Below are 20075 nucleotides of genomic sequence, written 5' to 3' on the forward strand. Positions count from 1 at the left end.
ATCTATGACTAATAACAATAACCAAGTTATAAAAACAGCAACAAATGAAAAAACCAAAATTATTCCCAATTTTCCGTTTGTTGAAGACAATTGACAACGACCGGAAACCAAAATAGTTAGTGTTCACCAACAGTTTTTAGAAATTGCTAACCCCTATTTAAATTTTGTAAGTCAACACATCATTAACAATTTAAAACAACTAGAAGCAGCATTTGGGATCAAATCGATTGGTAAAATTAACGCTCAAGTCAATAAAACTTTTAACGAACTTAGAGTTTTACGTAATCAAATCAATAACCGCCGTCACTTATTTACAGATGGTAATGGTCATGAAAAAAAATATAGTGTCATTAATTTTATAAACTACGTTGATCGCAAAATTCTATCAGTTATCGAAATTATTAATGATTTTATCGAAAAGCACCGTGGATCAAAAAAACGCTTCATGTATGCAACATCATTAGATGAATATCATAAGATTATTAATTCGGAAATTAACAGTTTGTTTTCTTACTTTGAAAGCCTTGAAGAAAACAAAGCAACCGATGATGCAATTCCTCAAAAACTCTTACTTGCCACCAAAAAAAATGATCAAAAACGGAAGCAAAAAATCCTAGAATTTAAAGCGAATTTTTTAAATCTTGCACCCAAACCGTACGTTAACAAACAAACAAAACAGATTTATCCTTACGGATTACATAAATTTTATAAAAATTACGACAAGTTAAAATTCAAAGTGGAAAGAGCTTTTTGGGAAAACGAGGTTGTTAAAGTTGATCTTTTAAACAAACCTCATCAAGCGAATTTAAAACAAAATTACAAGTCAACAGATTTTGTTATTGATCTACAAAATGTTGTTAAATATTATTCTAATGGTGTTACCACTAACAAAGTTCTAAAAGGGGTGAATTTACAAATTCCTCCGGGAGAATTTGTGGTTATTTTAGGTCCATCAGGTAGTGGTAAAACCACATTACTAAATATTATCTCCGGGATGGATCGGGCTTCGTCTGGAAAAACCATTGTTGCCGATGAGGATTTACTCACGTTTTCAGATACAAAATTAACCAATTTTCGCCGCAAAAATGTCGGCTATATTTTTCAGCAATATGGCTTATTGCCAAATTTAACTGTTAAGGAAAATATTGAAATTGGTGCACACTTGCAACCAAATGCAGCACTAAGATTAAATATTGATGAATTATTAAAAGATATTGGCATGTACGAGCATCGAAACCGGTTACCGGCCGAATTATCTGGCGGACAACAACAGCGAGTTTCGATTGTTCGAGCAATTTCGAAAAACCCAAAAATTATTTTTGGCGACGAACCAACTGGGGCTTTAGATGAAAAAATGACGCAAATTGTGTTAGAACAATTTGTGGAAATTAATAAAAAATATAAAAGTACTCTAGTGATCGTGACGCACAATCCTTTAATTGCTGAAATTGCAACTTTTGTCGTTAAAGTAAGTGACGGTACAATCAAACTCATTGTTAAAAACTCACGTCCTAAAAAAGTTAGTGAAGTAAAATGAGGCGGAGATTAACTTGTTTATTTTTATAAATCTGAAAATAACAAAAAATCAGAAAAATTAAAATTACTTTATTTATAATTTTTATAAATTAAAAATTTTTGGATATAATCATATTTATTCAATTTAAATTATCAGAAAGAAGGTTTATGTTTCCAAATTATTTTCCATATCATCGCCAAGATTTTAATGGCAATATTAATCTAGCAATTTTCGTAAATCTATTGATTTACATTCTTATCTTATTAACTGTACCAAGCTTGTTCGTTTTGCTACTTTCTTTTATCAAACCAAAACTAAAGCCAACGTCAAATTTTTACTTGTATGCTTTTTCATCAGCAATTTTTGTCCTAATAGGAACCGTTGGGTTAATAGGTGAATCACTTGAACATGGCAGAGAATATATTAGTGGTTTAAGAAGTGGTAATATTCGAAAAGTTAATGAAGCAATTGAGGCTGGATTAGCCATAGGAATAACAGCTGGCGGGGCTTTAATTGGTTTGACAGTTGTCATTCTTTTTAGATTTTTATTTATTAAAAAATTTGGTGAAATCCACCACACCCACGAGATGCACGGGCATAACGATCTTATTACTAATGTTCATGATATTGATTCGAAAACCATTAAAGCTGCGTGACTTGTAATTTTTTTAATTTTAAGTCACCGGATGATTGATGGTTTTATTCTCGGTGGTGCAACCTATCGTTTCACATCTCGTTTCACATCTGATAGTAACCAGGAACTTAACATTGGTTTTATTATCACGTTTAATTTACATATTTTAGTTGAAGCAGTAATTATTTATTACCGCCAAATTCAGTATGGACAAAAACGATGAAAAGCAGTGATGTATAATTTTTTAACAACCTTAGTGATTGTTCCAATTATGTTTTTAGGAGCATATATCAACCCTTACTTACAAAGATTAGGCTGGTTCTTGCCAGTAGTTAATGCATCTGGTGGAGCAATCATTACGTTTGTTGGAATTATTGAAATTGTTCCTGAATTTATTCACTTTAAAGATATGCAATCGAAAGAATGATATAAAGTGATTATTGCCTTTGCACTTGGAATTATTGTTGCTTTAATTTTATTGTCCTTCCACACACACGGACACGAACATGGTGAACATGGTCACAGTCACAGTCACGGTCACGCGGGTCATGACCATGGCCACGAACACCATTTTAAGCAAATAGCACAAAGCGTATTTAGTTTACAATCGTTAAGAATTTAATGAGAAAAATTTGATAATCTAACTCTAAAAAAGATGCAACCAATATGTTGGCATCTTTTTTTATACACAAGGTTCAAGATTAAGTTTTCACAAATTATAAAAACTTAATTAATAAAAATTAACTTTAAGCAATTTGGTATTTATTACAAATGCAGTATTAATAATTAAAACTGCAATGTTAGTTTCTTTTTGGCTATTTCCTAAAAGTTTCAAATCCTTCTCTAAAAACTCGAATTTTTTCAAATAAATCTTTTTGATGATAATTTTTGCAATTTCATAGTTAAGATTCATTTAAAACAACATCAAAGAAAAACAAGTTCATATCAATGATATTTTTAAAAAAAGTAAACTCACTCTGATAAGATGACCTTTATAAGTTTAGATAATTCGTCATACTAATGCAAATCGATGAACAACCATTGAAAGATAACCTAAACTTCTGAATATCAAGTTTGGTATACATTTATTGTAAATAAAAATATTAGGCGAAATCTAACAGTTCTAATTAATAAAACTACAATTTATAAAATATTATTAACGTTCTTCTTCGTTTCTAAATAGCACGTTATACATACATAAAATTTATAATGCCTAAAATTCGTATTTTAGTATCCGGTTAAAATGATGAGAATTACGATATTAAAGAAGCAAAAATTCGCATATTTTTGGAATAACTTCATATAAGCGTGATAAAAACCAGCTTTAGCAAGTTATTGAATTAATCGCTAAAACTGGTTTTTTTCTATAGAAAAAATCAATCGATGTTTTAAGTCACTTTATTTTATTTTTATTACTTAAATTGCAAAACTTTAAAAAGGTTGCGTTGTTTTTAGCAATAAAAATAAATAAAAATTTTTTGTTAAAAACTTTATAAATATTTCATATTTTCGTAAATAGGAAATTGTTTTAATAGGGTTTGAACTTTTGCTTTAATTAATTCAATTATGGCATTATCGCCCATTGATTTAATGATTTGCACAATTCATTCGCTAACCATTTTAAACTCATTAATGCCAAATTTGCGTGTGGTCATGGCTGGTGATCCAACGCGAATTCCCGAAGGTTTCATTGGTGAATTGGTTTCATTAGGAATCGTGTTTTTATTAACAACAATTCCTGCATCGTGAAGCCATTGCTCTACCAAATCACCAGTTACTTTTGCCTTGTTAAAAACATCGATTGATAACAAATGGTTGTCAGTTCCGTTAGAAACAACATGAAAGCCATGGTTAATAAAAACATTAGCCATGGCTTTAGCATTAATTAAGACTTGTTTTTGGTATTCTTTAAAATCAGGTTTTAACGCCTCTTCAAACGCAACATACTTAGCAGCAATAATGTGTTCTAATGGTCCGCCTTGGTATCCGGGAAAAGTAGCATTATTTAACTTTTTAAAAATTGCTTCATTATTACTCATAATAATTCCACCGCGTGGTCCGCGTAAGGTTTTGTGAGTAGTTGAAGTCACAACATCACAATAATTTAAGGCATCTGGGTGCAATTTAGCCGCAATTAAACCCGCAATATGAGCGATATCGCCAAGTAAATAAGATCCACATTTTTTAGCAATTTCACCAAAACGCTTGAAATCGATGATTCGGGAATAATTGGATGCACCGCAGACAATTAATTTTGGTTGTATTTCTAAGGCTTGCTTCTCGATCGCATCATAATCCAATGTTTCGGTTTCAGTGTTTAATCCGTAAGTATGAAATTCATAGATTTTTCCAGAAAAATTTGCTTTTGATCCGTGGGTTAAATGTCCCCCAGCATTCAAATCCATTGCTAAAACTTTGTCGCCTGGTTTTAATAGTGCTAAGTAAACAATTGCATTAGCTGTCGATCCCGAATGTGGTTGAACGTTAGCATAACTTGTATTAAATAATTTTTTTAGCAAATTGATTGCCTCTTGCTCAATTTCATCAACGTTATAGCAGCCAGCATAATAGCGTTTATAAGGAAAACCTTCAGCATACTTATTTGTAAGCACGCTGCCAGCGGCTTGCAATACATCTTCAGAAACATAATTTTCTGAGGCAATCAATTGAATGTAATTTTGTTGACGCCATAATTCCGAATTTAAAAGGGATTTAAGTTTTGAACTTTGCATAAACTAAATGTCCTGGGCGATAAGATTTTTTGGTTTTTTTCTGAGCAATTTTCAAATAAGAAATCATCACAAAAAAGCCAGTTAGCGCACTGCCAACAGCAGCAGTGGCAAATAAAACAGCAAAAATAGACAAAACAAACCGTAGCTTTCAAAACGTACTAATCGGGGTGTTAATTTCAAATCTCACATTATGGCCGGGAATAGCGGATTCAGGCGAAATTTTTTTAAAAGGCAAATCACCTTGACTTCCAGGACTCGAAGCATCAAAACCCCAAACACTTAAAAAACTAAAATTTTTACCGCTCAATTCGTTGGGTTGACTTACATTAAATGTGTAACCGCCAAGTCCATATACGCCTAATAAACCACTAATAATAAAAAAAAGGACTGCTAATAAATAGCAAAAAATGGTTAATCTTTTTTTAGAAAGTAAACGTTTTTGTTCAATAGTAAGTGATGAATTTTGATAATTTATTTTGTTGAGAAAATTTCTTTTCAAAAATAGAAATCAATGTTTTCATGCAGCATGTTGCTGATTAAAAAAGGCACATAACTTGTTCTTTACCAGTAAAAATTTATTTTTTATCATTTGCTATATTCCCGACTTTGTTTCATAGTCAATAATTTGGTTGACCCGTCGGGAGTGACGTCCTTTTTCAAATTTGCTGTTTAAAAAAATGTTAATAATTGACTGCATTTTTTTAAACGATGTCTGCCTTGCAGCTAAAGTCAAAATATTAGCGTTATCGTGACGTACGGCTAAATCGGCAATTTTTGGATCATAAACCAATGCAGCTCTGGCTCCTTTAATTTTATTTGCCGCAATGCAGATACCAACCCCAGTTCCACAGATAATAATACCAACCGCTTTTTTATTTTGAACAACAGCTTCTGCTACTGCAAAGCCATATTGGGGGTAATCATCGGCTAAATCTTCAACATGGTTACCTAAGTCATGAACTAAATAATCTTGCTTTGTTAACCAATCAATTAATTGTTTCTTAAGGTGAAAACCCGTGTGATCAGCACCAATATAAATGGTCGGTAATTTATTTTTCTTGGTAGACATATTTAATTTTCATTAAGTTTAAAAAAGCAATAAGTTCGTGATAAAGTAGGCCTTTACGTGATATTATACCATTGTTAACATTAAATACAGTTGAAGGCAATCTAGTTTTAGCACATCCATTGACTAGAAACAAACGGTTACGATAATTTTGAAAATGACTAACAGTTTGGTAATCGATCACTTTATTAAAAGGTTTTTCACCATGTAAATTAGCGCTGGTCGAAAATATTGGACCGGTTTTGTGCAAAATTTTTAGCAATTGTTTGTGATCAGGCATCCGATAAGAAATTCCATCTAAAATTAAAGTAAGTGCACCTGGTCAAAATTTTTTAGTCAATTCTAAAAATAATTGGTGATCAGTTTTGACAGCATTTTTATCAGAAACAAAAGTAACAATTTTTTTTATCTGTGGTCGTTTTTTCAACTCATAAAGCAAATTGGCATCATGCGAAATCAAACCAAGTTGGGTATCGGTTTCAAGAATGCACGCATAATTCTTTTTTAAGAGAAAGGCAATTTTTTCAATATGAAAAATTTCATAGATTTCCATGAGTTTATTTTTTAACTAAAGTAATGGCTCGTTTAGCTTGATTTAAATCTAAACTAATAGTTACATTATATTTTTTTTGCAAATTATTAGCCAAAAAACTAATTTGGTCTGCCAAATATTCGTGCAATTCACAAGTAATAACTTTGGGTTGAAAATCTAAATTAGTTTGTAATTCATTAAACAATAATTGATAATACTGCAAACCACGAGAATTTGCAAACAACGCAATGGAAGGCTCGTGTTTTCGTACTCCCTTTTCCAGATGACAATCATTAGTATCAACATATGGTGGATTACAAATTAAATAATCGATATGATGATTAATTTTTTTTAGGACATCTAAAAAATTTGCTTGGATAAGCGTGACATTATTTGCGGAGTGTTTTGCTTGATTAATTTTTGCAACTTTTAATGCTTCCTTGGAAATATCACTTGCAATTATTGAACATTCACTAAATTGTTTTGATAAAGCAATGGCTAAACACCCGCTACCAGTCCCTAAATCTAAAAAATATTGGTCTTTGGTTATAAACTTACCAACATGACTAATAAAAGTAGCCAAAACACTTTCGGTATCATTTCGGGGAATTAAAACTCGGTTATCAACATAAAAATCAAGACCAAAAAAGTGCCTTTTGTTGGTGATGTATTCAATTGGTTTTAAATTAATCAAAAAATCATCAATTAAATTTAATAAAAATGCACATTCAAAATCAATTTCTAGATCTCGCTTGAAGACAAAGTCACCTGGTGATTTAACGATTTTGGAGCAATGAATAACTAATGCTAAAAAATCATTTTGATATTTAACAAAATTGGTTAAATATTTATTAGACAGAAAATTTCACAAGTTGTGAAAAGTTAACATTTTATAAATTGGTAACTTCTGCCATTTTTCGGGCTTGTTCGTCAGCACGCAACGCTTCAATTAATGCTTCCAAATCGCCCATCATAACGCGATCTAAACTATTTAAACTTAAACCAATACGGTGATCAGTTACCCGGTTTTGTGGAAAATTATACGTCCGAATTTTTTCGGCCCGATCGCCAGAACCAACTTGTGATTTTCGTAATAATGATAGACTGGCATCTTGCTCGGCTTGGGCGGCTTCTCACAATTTAGCACGCAGCATTCGCATTGCGGTTTCGCGATTCATTATTTGTGATTTGCCTTCCTGGCAAGCAGCAATAATACCTGTTGGTAGGTGGGTAATACGAACTGCCGATTCAGTCCGATTAACGTGCTGGCCCCCAGCTCCGCCTGAACGGTAAGTGTCAATCCTTAAGTCGGAAGGATTAATTTGAATTTCCACTTCATCTAATTGTGGCAAAACAGCAACTGTAATTGTTGAGGTGTGGACACGACCTTTCGCTTCAGTCAACGGCACGCGTTGAACACGGTGCACACCAGACTCGAATTTCATTTTTCCGTAAATGTCTTCACCATTAACTTCAAATGACAAAAAACTATATCCAGAAGTTGATGGTGACATATCCAGCAATTTAATCTCCCATTTTTGGGAATCGCAATACGCTTTATACATATCATAAACATTCCCAACAAAAATGCTTGATTCATCTCCGCCGGCTGCGGCTCTAATTTCAACAATAATTGACTTATCATCATTAGGATCAACAGGCAATAATAAAATTTTTAATTTTTCTTCTAAAACAGGCACTTCCTTGACAGCGATCGATAAATCCAAAGATGCTAATTCGTGTAATTCTTTCATCATTGAATCATTTAATATGGTTTCGGCTTCGTTTGCTTGTTTTAAGTAACTATCATACTGATAAAACACTTCTAAAACCTTTTTTTTATGTTTTAGTTCACGATTAATGTCCCGAATTCTTTTTAAGTCGCAATTAGCCAATGTTAATTCTTCTTCAAGAGTTTTTGCGTGGGCAGCAATTTTGCTAAGTGCATCATGGAGTTGTTTGTTATATTGCATAAAATGAAGTTAATGATTTTGAAAAAACAATTTGCAAAAAATTAGCAAAGCCAATTTTGCAAAAAACCTTCATTTAAAGATCAGCGAAAGTTTTTGGTTTATGAACTTCCTTATGTTTTTTAACAATTTTTGGCGGTTTCGAAGTAACTGTGGTTTTTCCAGTTTCAAATTTAACCGAAAGTTTTTCGGCTCGTCCCTTAACAACTTGTTGAACATTAGAACCCTTATAGAAAGGGTGACAGTTACTGCAAATATCAATTGGTTGCTCAGTGGCATTTAGCGTTGTTGTAACTTTGTAGGTACTAGTGCATCCAGCACAAGTAAAAGCCACTTCCTTCATTGTCGGGTGGGTTTGTTTTTTTGTTGTCTTTTTCATTAATTACTCGCTATATCACTAAATTAGAACTATATAAAAAATATTAAGTAAGATTATAACCGATATTCATAAAAAAATATTACAAACATAATCAGTTAATTAAAAACATTAACTGAGAAAATTAACTTCAAAAATCTAACATAGCAATAGACAGTTAATGATTTAAATCATAAATAATTTTGTAACCAAATAAAATTGCTGATCCATCATATTGGATCATTTTCATTTGAAAATCAGTAGCATTACCGCCAGTAACAATAACTTTAGTCTGTCTAATTGAATAATTTTTTTTAATGAATTGACTGAAACTAAAAATTAAACCTAATCGCATGTGAAATAATCCCGATTCAATTGCTGTTTTGCTATCATAGCCAATCGTTAAATGCGAAAAAAGATTAAATTCAATTTTTTTTAATAAATGTGCCTTTTGGATTAAACAATTAACTGATGAATGAATCCCCGGAGCAATAATCCCACCAATTAATTCCTTATTTTTTAAATAAATACCAACTGATGCTGTTCCAAAAGAAAAGCCAATCACATCTTTGGCTTTTAGATTGGCACAATAACACGCTAATGCTAACAAATCATTACCAATTTCATTAACTGCAACGTTTTTTGATATACAAAAATTTAATTTTGTTTTTGATGAAATCAGATATGGGCTAATCCCAAAATGATCCTTGATAAAATTATTGAAAAATAAGGTTTTTTCAGGAACCACACTACCAATTATCGATCCTTCAATATTTATATTTTGAAACTTCTTAATTAATTGCTCTTTAAATAATCTTCTGCCAAGATCTAAACTAGTATCGGTTTTTAAAAACCTTATCAACTTCTGGTCTTTGATTAAACCTACTTTAATTTGTGAATTACCAATATCAACTACTAGGACTGCTTTTGAGTTTTTAAGCTTAGGCATTTGCTCAATTTTAATTAAAACAATTTTATCGTTTCATATTTTGCTTTTATATAATTTTAAAACCAAACATGGAGGATAAGAATGAAAAAAATCAGTCTTTTAGAAACGCAAAAAGCAATCAAGTTTATTAAGGACTTTTTTCAAAACAATCTGAGTAAAAAATTAAAACTACATCGGGTTTCAGCACCAATTATCGTTGCGTCAGGGACTGGTATAAATGATGATTTATCAGGAAGTGAACACAGTTTAAAGTTTTCATCAAAAATTAACGGCGTAAGTGCCGAAGTTATCCATTCACTAGCAAAATGAAAACGATGGGTAATCAAACGCTATGAAATCCCAACGCATGAAGGTGTTTATACTGACATGAATGCTTTAAGAATTGAAGAAGAATTAGATGATGTCCACTCAATTTATGTTGATCAATGGGATTGAGAATTAAAAATTAAAGCAAGCGAACGTAATTTAGAATTTTTAAAAAAGATTGTTAATGATATTTATGGAGTAATTCGCAAAACCCAACTTGCCACACTTGCAAAATATGGCGACAATAAAGACTGAAAATTACCAAATAAAATTAAATTTATTAGTTCGCAAGAAGTTTTGGATATGTACCCAAAAATGAGTACGAAAGAACGCGAAGATGCAATTGCAAAAAAACATAAAGCGGTTTTTTTAATGGGAATTGGTCATAAATTATCCAATGGCAAAACTCATGATCTAAGATCACCAGACTATGATGATTGAAACTTAAATGGAGATATCATTGTTTATAATCAAAAAACAAACAAGGCACTAGAATTAAGTTCAATGGGAATCCGGGTAAATGCCGCATCATTAGATCAACAACTAAAATTAGTTAACGCTACAGATCGTAAAAATTTAATGTTTCACCAAATGTTGTTAACTAATAAACTACCACAAACAATCGGTGGTGGTATTGGACAAAGTCGTTTGTGTTATTTGTTTTTACAAAAATTACACATTGGCGAAATTCAAAGTTCAGTTTGAACTGACAAAATTTACAAAGATTGCGAACGTAAAAAAATTACTTTACTCTAAATTACTAAAATCTAGTCTTTTATTTCGTGAAGAAAATATTTACAAAATTTATCAAATTGAATTGTTTGTAAAAGATCGCTAATGGTTATTAGCAAAGATGAACTAATTCAAAATTCAACAAATCCAAGTTTATTTCTTTCATCTTTGCCAAACTTATTTTTAATTTGTTTCATTAGTTCTCGAAGCATTTTAGTGCTCATTGGTTTGACAATGTGAACATAAACTATTTTTTCGACAGGAAGGAAAAGTTTTGGTGTTTTTTTAGAAATTTTGGAACCTTTTGATACTGTAGCCATAGTTTGTTAATTAGCAGTTAAGAAAATATTAATGTAGTAATTTTGGTAATTGTTTTTCTATTAAATCTATTAAACATTTTATTATATTGATTATATCACACTGATGATAGTAAAAGTTGTTATCATTATAATAAAGTTGGTTGATTTTAAAAAAATCTAAATCTATGCTAAAAAATTTGGTTTCATTAATAAAGTTGGTTTATTCTGATTTGCTTTTAAGCAATCATTTCAATAACAATCTATAAAGTAAAAAGCAGTAAATGCTATTCAAAAACTATCATGCCTAATTTAATCATAGATAAGGCTTTCGTATATAATTATTTGTGACAAAATGTGTTGATTTTCAACGCTCATGATTAACATCATTTCATCAAGGATAAATCTTATGATTAGTCCCAAAAAGAAATATCCATCACAACTAGAAAAATTGTTTGAACAATTGGAAAATAATGAAAAAAAGCGGATAGTAATCATCGCGGGAAAAATTAATAACCGTAAAAGCCGAACTTTGACTTCGTTATACGAGTATAAAGCAACTAAGCAAAACCAAAACGAATTAAAACTGAAAAATGAATTAGTTTTAATTCAACCAATTGTTGCTCTTAGTCATCATCGCGTGATCTCTGATATTATTTTTAATTTAAAAGCAAATTTAACAATCGATAATTTTCAAGCACCACACATGCCAAAATGAATTAAAAAAATCGTTGTTCAAAATAAAAAAAATAAGATTGACAAAATGTTAACCGATTTTAATAATTTGGCATCAAATGAATACTTGGTGGTTCGAACCCAATCATTATTTCCCATTTTAACGACGATCTCAACCTTGGGGACGTCTGTTGGTGTGCCATTATTATCGATTACATTATTAAGATCTAATGAATTTCACCGGTTTGCTGGCAGTGGTGGTTTTGCTGTTTGAATTTCTTTTTGTATCTTTCTAATTATTGGTGGCATTACAGCATTGCTATTTTATTTGTTTTCTAACATTCGCTACAACAAGTTACAAAGAATTACTTCCAATGCTAATGAAATTTTTAATAAGATTTTAAATAAATATTTTGTTCTTCCAGAAAATCAAAATAAAGCGAACAAGAAACGTAATCTTCATAAATTTTTCATTACAACCCATAGTTCCTTCTTATACAATGAAATCGACCATAACGATAAAAATTACGATAAAATCCTTCAATTACTATTAATTTTACTAAGTTTAAATAACAACATAATTTGTACGGTTAATATTGTTGATGATTTTGAAATTAAACAGTTATACAATCCGAATTGAGGAAAAAATAATTTTTTAGTAATTGACATTAGTAGTTTTAAAACAGCCACAAATTACCATACAATTTTATTCTTTTTACTCCGTCAGTTGTCAATAACACTAAACATCGATGCAGAAGAATTATTTTTTAGAAGCAAGCGTTTTTCGAAAATTATTAATTCTTTTTTAACAGAAGCAACTTCCAATTTTCAGTTAATGGAGTTATTACGTTTAACAAAAATTTTCTTGGCTAATTTTTCCAATAGGTTGAAACATAATTTGTGCCGAACTTTCTTTTTTGACTTCTTCACAATCTTAGTTTTAAGAGCACTAAGCGAACAAAGCTACTTGTATTTTGTAACCGAAATTCAAACGCATTTTATTATTTCTAAAGCAGCATACCAAACAATTTATGAAACTTTAGAAATAACGAAATTATTAAGTGATAATTGACAAACATATGGTCCTAATAGTTTAATGTTTGCTTTGGAAGATATTTATGATGATCCGTCATGATTGAACGATATTTTTAATTCATTAGAGACTCAAGGAAATAATTTTGATGAATTAGATTGAGAAAAAAATAAAGAAAAAGTGCAAGACTTTATTACAAAACGATCCTTTCAGTGGATCACTGAAACTGATAACCATTTTTCAATTTATTCGAATGACAATAAAGAAAAATTAATTATATTGACCGTTCCTATTGAAGAAAAAAATATTTTTGAATGAGCAGAAACTGAATTTAAAAAAGCTCTTGAAAATGGCTTCACCTATGTAATTTTACTGTTTAGACAGCAACGCTTAATTCTTAAAGTAAATAACGGAAAATTTGTTGTCATCCCTGAAACAATTTTATAAATTATTTATCTGTTTCTAAGTTTGTTAATGAAAAATAATTTAATTAAATAAGAAGTTAAAAATTAATTTAAAAAGATATTTAATTATTTGTTAATTAAATTAAATCTGTTTATCAGAAATAAAGCATCATTTAAAAGTTTAATAATTCTTACAGTTAAAATGTATTCAAGCAATCTTGTTTTATATCAAATTAAAAAAACCATTGTGCACAAGTAATCAACACCAGAACTAAATGAATCAATTAATCTATAACAACCTAGGAACTATTTGTTCAAAATTCAATTACTAAATTGAAATTTAGATATTATTCATGAAACCGCATTTAATTGATTAAACAAATGTTCATTTGAAAATTATCTACTCAAAAAAAGATAATGTTTATAAACTAAAATATTAATTATTTTTGCATGAAAATAATTTTAGTCTATATTTATTTGATTTACCTAATCTGCAAGCAAAAGACATCAGGTTAATATTTTAAAAATGGAAACTAGATCATAAAAATTTATGCATAGATAAGAAAATATATAAACTGTCCTAATAACTTTTCATAGCAATAATTCAAATGTGCATAATAAGAAAAAGCAACAAAAAGCGAACCAGAAAAATTATAAAATTTTTTTGGTAAAGAAATTCATTCATTAATTCGAAAACCTAATCCTAAAAAAATTAATAAAGCATTAAAAACTAGGTTCTATAAACTTCAAACTTCTAGTGGGCAGATTACCATGAAACTTATTGATAAAACAAATCAAAAATCTATTTCTTAACTACGTAATAAAATAGGAAAATTAAAAAATAATAACGAAGATGAAAACTACGCATCATGTTCATGGAATATTTAAAAAATTAATAATTTGATTAATTAACTTAAACGAGGCATTAGTAAATAAAAAAACAAGCGTTCTTTATGAAGGCTTGTTTTTCATATCTTTAAGATCTTATATAGTTTTTAAAACAAGTGAATCTGGCTTGACAAAATCCGTTAGTTCTAAAATTAAATAAACTTAGAAATTAACCTGGTTTTTTAGGCGGAACTGGCGGTTTTGCCGGATTAATTGGTTTTTTAATTGGTACAGTAGGTTTAGATATAGAAGCACTTGCTGGTTTTTTATCAGCAGTTTTCAATAATTGTGGTCTCTTTTTAACAGCAGAAGTTTCAGTAATAATTTTCTTATAAACACTGCCAACCGCCGAAGTCAAGGTATCCACCTTTTTAAAGGTACTAACAAAGCCTTTATCTTGGATTTTGCGATTTTTATGCATGGGAATACCAATACCAAGTCCAATCGATGTAAACAAGACAACAGCAGCCACAGAAACACCAACAGCAGTTGGAACCACTCATTTTGGTTGGGCTGCTAGTGGTTTAACAATTTCATTAGGAAAATTGAGGCTAGTGTTTTGAATGGTATTATTGCCATACATCTTGCCATTGAAATATTCAATTTCAAAACTTACCGGTAATTCCGTAGAATTTTGATTTGGGTTAGCAATAATTCGGGCTTTTTGACCAGGGAATGCAGGACGATGCACAAGCAAGTCGTTAAGCCGGGTTTTATTATTAGCCAACTCATTAACAGTTAACCCATTATATCCGTTTCTAGTTAGATAATTAGCATCTTGAATGCCGACAGTTCCCCAAATGGGACTGTCCTTTTCATATTTTGGAATTTCACCGTTAAGTGCGTTAAACGAGCGACTTAATGGGGTAGTGCTGCTGAAACGACCATTTTCAGTTAACTGTTCTTGCAAACGCACAATTCGTTCTTTCGTGCTGATATCATCTTCAATTGAGTAAATAAACCGGTTGGCTAGGGGTAATAAAGCATTAACTTTAAAACTATCATTAGGCGGTAAAATGCCTGAAGGGGTGACAAAAACCGAACCATTACCGTTTGGAAACAACTTATCGCCATCCTTACCTTTTGAAAGAACTCCGCCCGAAAGCCCAATTGTATAAACAGATGATGTTGTTTCGTTATTAAAGACTAAATACCACCGGTTATTATTAACCAAGATTTGCGATAATTTGCGCGGATTAAATGAAGCAGTGCTGCCAGATGTTGGTGGTGGAACTAAAGATTTTGTTAAATCTAATTCAGCAGTTGTACTTACCTGTTTTTTTGATCCTGTCGGTGCACTGCTTTGGTCAAGTCGATATCCCAGGCGGTAAACATGATCCCTAGTTAAAAAGAAGGCATTAATTACCGATTTACCCTTTTGTGGCGGAACTGACACTTGGACATCAAAAGCATAAAGGATATTAGCTGTTGTTTGGGATCAATTATCATTTTGGGAAGATTGAGTCGAACTAGAATTAGTGGCAGAAGACACCAACCGTGAGGCATTATTTTCAAAAAGATCTCCGCGATCACCGCCAGTAACTAGTTTCTTGCGTACTTCTTTTTTTGCTAAAGTGCTAATTGTACTAACTGGTGTATCACTAACAATTAACCCAACTGAATTTTTAAAGGAAATGTCAGTTTCAGCCTTGTTACCGTTAATTAAACCAACGTTATGAAAAACTAAATCACTGTTATTGGTTGTGCTATTATACCCAGCGTTAGTTGCTCCGACATGAACTGAAGCCAGTGTGGACTGTGGTTGAACTGCACCATTATCGTCATAAGTTTTCTGCAAAGTAGTACTAGCACCAGCAATTAAATAAGCTGGGTAATAAAAACGGTTAGTTTGCGAACTACCTCAATAACTTTTTAAACCTGCTAGTGAAATAAAAGTCCGTGCTTTTACCTTCTGGCTTTCTTCATCAAACTCGTTAACAAATTCCGTTCGATCTAAATGTGCATTAACCGGATTAGTCCATTTGTACAATGCATATAACCGTGCCTTGTTATGAATCATCTGATCAGGATCATCATTACTACCACTCAACGGTTTTTTGTCAGTATTATCAAAAACGTTAAATGCGTAAAATCAAAACGCTGGCAACACATTGCTACCATAAATGGCAATTGCTCCGTCAGCATAAACCATATTTTTTAAATTTCAGTAGTATAGATGCGAAATCACACTACCTTGAAAATTTCCGGTTCCTAAAATTGGATTAGTTACCGCTTCCCATTCTTCTAACAATTTTTTGGCTTTAGAATTTTGGTTAGTGTTATTCTCGTTAGTTAATTCAGTATCAGTAGTACTTTCACTGTAAGGTTGTGCGATTTTTACTTTTTCAAAGAAATCTTTAACTTTTACGCCATTAGTATCTTCACCAGGAAATTCCGGAAGGCCTAAAATAACCGTGGTGACTAGTTCAAATTTTTGGTTATTAACATCACGAAAGCCTAAAACAACACCAGGATCAGTAATGCTTAATTGTGTTAATGAACTTCCACTAATCTTAACTTGTGGGTTAACAGCAAGAGCATAAAAAATTGACGGATCATCATAGTTTTGAACAACTTGGGTAACGTGGTAGCCAGCAAGGTTGTTGGTAAACGTTTCGTTGCCGGTGGCAGTGATTTCTAAACTAGTAATATCAACAGCATATAACGGCTTTCCAAACGGGCTAAGTTTAACAATTCCGCTTGTGATTGAATTTGCCTCACTATTAGCCGCAAACGAAGTTACGTAAGAACCATCATCAGTCACAATCGGTTTATTACTCAAACTACCAGTGGCAATATCACCTAAATTAATTTGGTTTAAGACTTTCTCATCGCTAAAATTGGTTGTTTCAACCTGATTGTTTAACTTTCATTTTGAAGCTTTTGTAGAGTTTGAATCGGCTGGTAATGTTTTTGCTAGCGAATAAACAGCACCAAAAGCAATGCCAAAAGTGCTAAAGGTTCCTAGAAGCCATTGACTTTTTTTAAAAAAACGTTTCTTTTTTAATTTCATGATTACTTATCTCCTACTGTAGGTGCAGTCGGCTTTTTCGGGGCAATTGGTCTGGTTGGGGTTGGTGCAGAGGGTTTTGGAGCAGTTGGAGTTGTACCTTTTTTTAGTAATTGTGGCGTTTTTTTAATATTACCGATTTGGGTACGATTAATAATTTGTTTAAACACACTACCAACAGCAGTTGTCAACACATCAACCTTACGGTGCGAAATGTCAAAACCTTGCTGTAGGGCTTTTTTGTTTTTTTGCATCGGGATGCCAATGCCAAGACCAAGCCCAATAACAATGGCCACAACAACTAACGGTACGGCAATCGCAACAGGAGTCACATACAAGGGTAACTGGCCAAAACCACCATCAAAGGATGCTGAATTATTAACTGAATTAGAGTTTGGTAATGGGATGGTTACAAACTGGTTGGTAAGATGGTTGCGGACTTGGGCAACAAAAGTAACTTTTTCAGCGGTACGATCAACTTTTGTTGCCAGAATCCGGAAATCCTTCTCAAAATCAAAACCATCATAACTAGGTCGATTAATGTAATTGAAAATTAAACTACGGAACCGCGGATTTAAAATGGTAATTGGCTTACCATCAACTGTTAAATCAGTTAAAACATCGTTAATTGAATTAGTAAAAAATGATTGATCAATTTGCCTAGTTCCAAAAAATCTGCCCTGACCTAGTGTTCTTAATTTACTTTCTTGAGGATTGGTTTCTAATACCGATAAAACCCTATTTTTCAAATCGAGCATATCTAGTGGCATACGATTTGTTTGTTGGATAAAGGCCGAAGTTGAGCTATCACTCGAAAAGATGGAATTGATGCCGTTAGGAACATCTTTCACACTAATATCAGTGTTAATCGGAATTTTAGCAATGCGACCACTTTCTTGGTCTCTGCTACCATTACCACCTGAATTATACATTGCTTGTGTAATGCCGTTACTAAAGTCGGGGAAGGCGTTATTGTTGTTATTGGTTGCAGTTGGTCGAATAACTTTATTATCATTTAACATAATTTCATTATTCGTACTTAAATCTTTACTATAATAAACACCACTTTCTGGTGAATCGGGACTGGTTTTTGCTGTTGATCACCCTGAACCCACTACTGCTGATTGATTCTTTGGATTAGCATCGCCACCAATGATAAATGAACCTAAAAAATTATTTCATTTGTATGCTTTTTTTGCTTGACTTGGTAAACTGGAAACGGTGGCAAAATCACCATTATTAGCAATCATGGGAATCGAAGACATCACATCTTTAGGAATGATACCAGGGTGATACAACTTAATCATGAATGATCCTAATTGGAAGACATATGCTCGCAAACTGAACTCTTTGGAATTAGTCACTTTGTTCGTATAAGCAACTAAATTACCAATACTACGGGGTGAAAAACCGCCAACATTAACTAATGAATAAAAATAATTCATGGCAAATGTTTTCTGATTTTCGCTATTATCTTTTCAAGCGTTCGCTACTGTTCCGGTGGTAAATTGGGTTGGTGAAGCAACTGCAGAATGTTCAATCGGATTGATTGTATTATTGGCATCAGCACTGGTATTTGAAGCAAGGGTTTGAAACGCTGTAATACTAATTAAAGTACTAAAAATGGTTTGTGTTGTAAAACTATTGCCTGTGGCTTTTCGCGATTTTAAGGCCTGTGTGGCAAGATGATTACTACCTAAATCATCTTTAGTAATTGCTCCTTGTTTGTTAGTTCGCATTTGCGGTAATTTACTTTTATTTTCATCATTTTTGGTTCCAATAGTAATTGCTCCAACCAAATTTCAACTGTTTACGGTTTCACTACCTGGTTCAACTGCAGGGACTAATCCCGAAACTGCGATTCTTGGGACATATGCGAAAGTATCATCCTGGCCAATTGGTAAATTAAATAATTCACTACCGATGATATAACTTTTCTTGGAATTATCTGGAAGTAAAGAACCCACAATGGGAGCAGCCAATCCTGATAGTAATGTAGCATAAGGAAAACCATCGGCACTAACCCGGCGCAATTGCGGACTATTACTTTGACTAATTTGGTCAAAATCGAAATTAATACGAAACATTCCCATTGATAAGATCTCTTCATCATCAACCTGACCAGAGAACATGGTTCCATTACCCCCAGCCATTGCTATTTGACCATTATCTGCATATAAATTACCAACTGTGGTTAAATAAATTTTCCATGGCAAGGAAATTGCCTCTCCACCTTCGTTATCGAAATAACTCGGGTGATTAGTCTTGGTAAAGGATGTCATCATACTTTTTCATTGGCTGGGGTAATTTTTAGTCATGTCGCTAGGCTTAATATTACTTACAGCCACAATTCCATACTTTACATTTGAATTAGTAGATAAATCTTCGCTTAAAACCACAACTGTTGCTTGTTTACTAGAATCGGCTTCAATTTCGCTAACACTAGGGGTGATCTCAGCAAAATTAGTTGGAATTAGTAACAAGTAAAAAATGTTAGAAAGCGAAGCATCTTGACGAACTTCTACCACTGTTTTATTACGAATATCCTGATCAAAATCAATGGCATCAGTGACTAAATCACCATTTGGCATTCTTATTAGTGTAGCATCACTACTAATTTTAGTCGCTTTGGTATTAGTTAAAGAATTAGGAGCAAACGTTCATAAAACGTTTCCGAAAAAATCCGTACGACTAACCGCATTTGGTTCAGTCAAAACGGCCGCACCTGGATTTAAACCATTCACTGTAATACCACTAAAACTTGTGTTTTGAAAAACTCTTGTTGGTCCTAAATCAATCGCCTTTTCAGTTTGCTGGTGATTAAGCTGATACGGAAAAGGGTTGAAAACGGGGTCAGTACGTTTAAATGTTAATGAATGCAAACCTGCAGCAACAATTGATCCTAATAATAAAACACCACCCGTAATGGTAAGAACTTTTAACTTCTTTTTCTTTAACAATTTTGACATCTTCGATC

The 20075-nt window shown here is 32.1% G+C and carries 15 protein-coding genes; 4 read left to right on the plus strand and 11 right to left on the minus strand.

What is annotated here, in order from left to right; all coding sequences use genetic code 4:
- Positions 1 to 4 precede the first annotated feature (4 nt).
- Together ABDB96_RS00660 and ABDB96_RS00665 are read left to right on the plus strand one after the other, a co-directional pair.
- The gene (locus ABDB96_RS00660; RefSeq protein ID WP_343251593.1) at positions 5 to 1549 is read left to right on the plus strand and encodes an ABC transporter ATP-binding protein; all 1545 of its coding nucleotides are present in this window, start codon (positions 5 to 7) and stop codon (positions 1547 to 1549) included.
- A 134-nt stretch (positions 1550 to 1683) separates the two neighbouring features.
- The gene (locus ABDB96_RS00665; protein ID WP_343251594.1) at positions 1684 to 2772 is read left to right on the plus strand and encodes a ZIP family metal transporter; all 1089 of its coding nucleotides are present in this window, start codon (positions 1684 to 1686) and stop codon (positions 2770 to 2772) included.
- Positions 2773 to 3640: 868 nt separating this feature from the next.
- On the opposite strand, the gene glyA is transcribed toward ABDB96_RS00665, so the two are convergent.
- The 8 genes from glyA to ABDB96_RS00705 all read right to left on the minus strand — a co-directional run bounded on the left by glyA (position 3641) and on the right by ABDB96_RS00705 (position 9754).
- Complete coding sequence (gene glyA / locus ABDB96_RS00670; RefSeq protein WP_343251595.1) at positions 3641 to 4882, minus strand: serine hydroxymethyltransferase; 1242 nt, start codon at positions 4880 to 4882, stop codon at positions 3641 to 3643.
- Positions 4863 to 5471: a hypothetical protein gene (locus tag ABDB96_RS00675; RefSeq protein WP_343251596.1), complete on the minus strand. Its 609-nt coding sequence runs from the start codon at positions 5469 to 5471 to the stop codon at positions 4863 to 4865. Before ABDB96_RS00675 ends, glyA begins: the two co-directional genes overlap by 20 nt.
- 3 nt (positions 5472 to 5474) lie before the next feature.
- On the minus strand, positions 5475 to 5951 hold the full coding sequence (locus ABDB96_RS00680; RefSeq protein WP_343251597.1) for an RpiB/LacA/LacB family sugar-phosphate isomerase: 477 nt from the start codon (positions 5949 to 5951) through the stop codon (positions 5475 to 5477).
- The gene (locus tag ABDB96_RS00685; RefSeq protein WP_343251598.1) at positions 5932 to 6501 is read right to left on the minus strand and encodes a Sua5/YciO/YrdC/YwlC family protein; all 570 of its coding nucleotides are present in this window, start codon (positions 6499 to 6501) and stop codon (positions 5932 to 5934) included. Before ABDB96_RS00685 ends, ABDB96_RS00680 begins: the two co-directional genes overlap by 20 nt.
- A gap of 4 nt (positions 6502 to 6505) precedes the next feature.
- Positions 6506 to 7417, minus strand: a complete 912-nt coding sequence (locus ABDB96_RS00690) for a HemK family protein methyltransferase (protein WP_343251599.1) — start codon at positions 7415 to 7417, stop codon at positions 6506 to 6508.
- A complete protein-coding gene (prfA, locus tag ABDB96_RS00695; protein WP_343251600.1) occupies positions 7371 to 8453 on the minus strand; it encodes a peptide chain release factor 1 in 1083 nt (360 codons plus the stop codon). Before prfA ends, ABDB96_RS00690 begins: the two co-directional genes overlap by 47 nt.
- Positions 8454 to 8526: 73 nt before the next feature.
- A complete protein-coding gene (rpmE, locus tag ABDB96_RS00700; protein WP_343251601.1) occupies positions 8527 to 8829 on the minus strand; it encodes a 50S ribosomal protein L31 in 303 nt (100 codons plus the stop codon).
- 154 nt (positions 8830 to 8983) lie between these two features.
- Complete coding sequence (locus tag ABDB96_RS00705) at positions 8984 to 9754, minus strand: type III pantothenate kinase (RefSeq protein WP_343251602.1); 771 nt, start codon at positions 9752 to 9754, stop codon at positions 8984 to 8986.
- An 81-nt stretch (positions 9755 to 9835) separates the two neighbouring features.
- Between ABDB96_RS00705 and asnA the strand changes: the two genes are divergently transcribed.
- Positions 9836 to 10816 (plus strand): aspartate--ammonia ligase, encoded by a 981-nt coding sequence (asnA, locus tag ABDB96_RS00710; RefSeq protein ID WP_343251603.1) that lies wholly within the window; start codon positions 9836 to 9838, stop codon positions 10814 to 10816.
- Positions 10817 to 10827: 11 nt separating this feature from the next.
- Here asnA and ABDB96_RS00715 read toward each other — a convergent pair whose 3' ends face one another.
- Complete coding sequence (locus ABDB96_RS00715) at positions 10828 to 11112, minus strand: hypothetical protein (protein WP_343251604.1); 285 nt, start codon at positions 11110 to 11112, stop codon at positions 10828 to 10830.
- A 385-nt stretch (positions 11113 to 11497) separates the two neighbouring features.
- Here ABDB96_RS00715 and ABDB96_RS00720 point away from each other — a divergent pair, with 385 nt between their 5' ends.
- Positions 11498 to 13243, plus strand: coding sequence for a hypothetical protein (locus tag ABDB96_RS00720; protein ID WP_343251605.1), 1746 nt, complete (start codon positions 11498 to 11500; stop codon positions 13241 to 13243).
- Positions 13244 to 14257: 1014 nt separating this feature from the next.
- Here the strand turns inward: ABDB96_RS00720 and ABDB96_RS00725 are convergent.
- Positions 14258 to 17101, minus strand: a complete 2844-nt coding sequence (locus tag ABDB96_RS00725) for a hypothetical protein (protein WP_343251606.1) — start codon at positions 17099 to 17101, stop codon at positions 14258 to 14260.
- Between the two features lie 2 nt (positions 17102 to 17103).
- The gene (locus tag ABDB96_RS00730) at positions 17104 to 20067 is read right to left on the minus strand and encodes a hypothetical protein (protein ID WP_343251607.1); all 2964 of its coding nucleotides are present in this window, start codon (positions 20065 to 20067) and stop codon (positions 17104 to 17106) included.
- Positions 20068 to 20075: the final 8 nt, after the last annotated feature.

It is taken from the genome of Mycoplasma amphoriforme A39, from assembly GCA_000723365.1.
In the GTDB taxonomy this organism is placed as follows: domain Bacteria; phylum Bacillota_I; class Bacilli_A; order Mycoplasmatales; family Mycoplasmoidaceae; genus Mycoplasmoides; species Mycoplasmoides amphoriforme.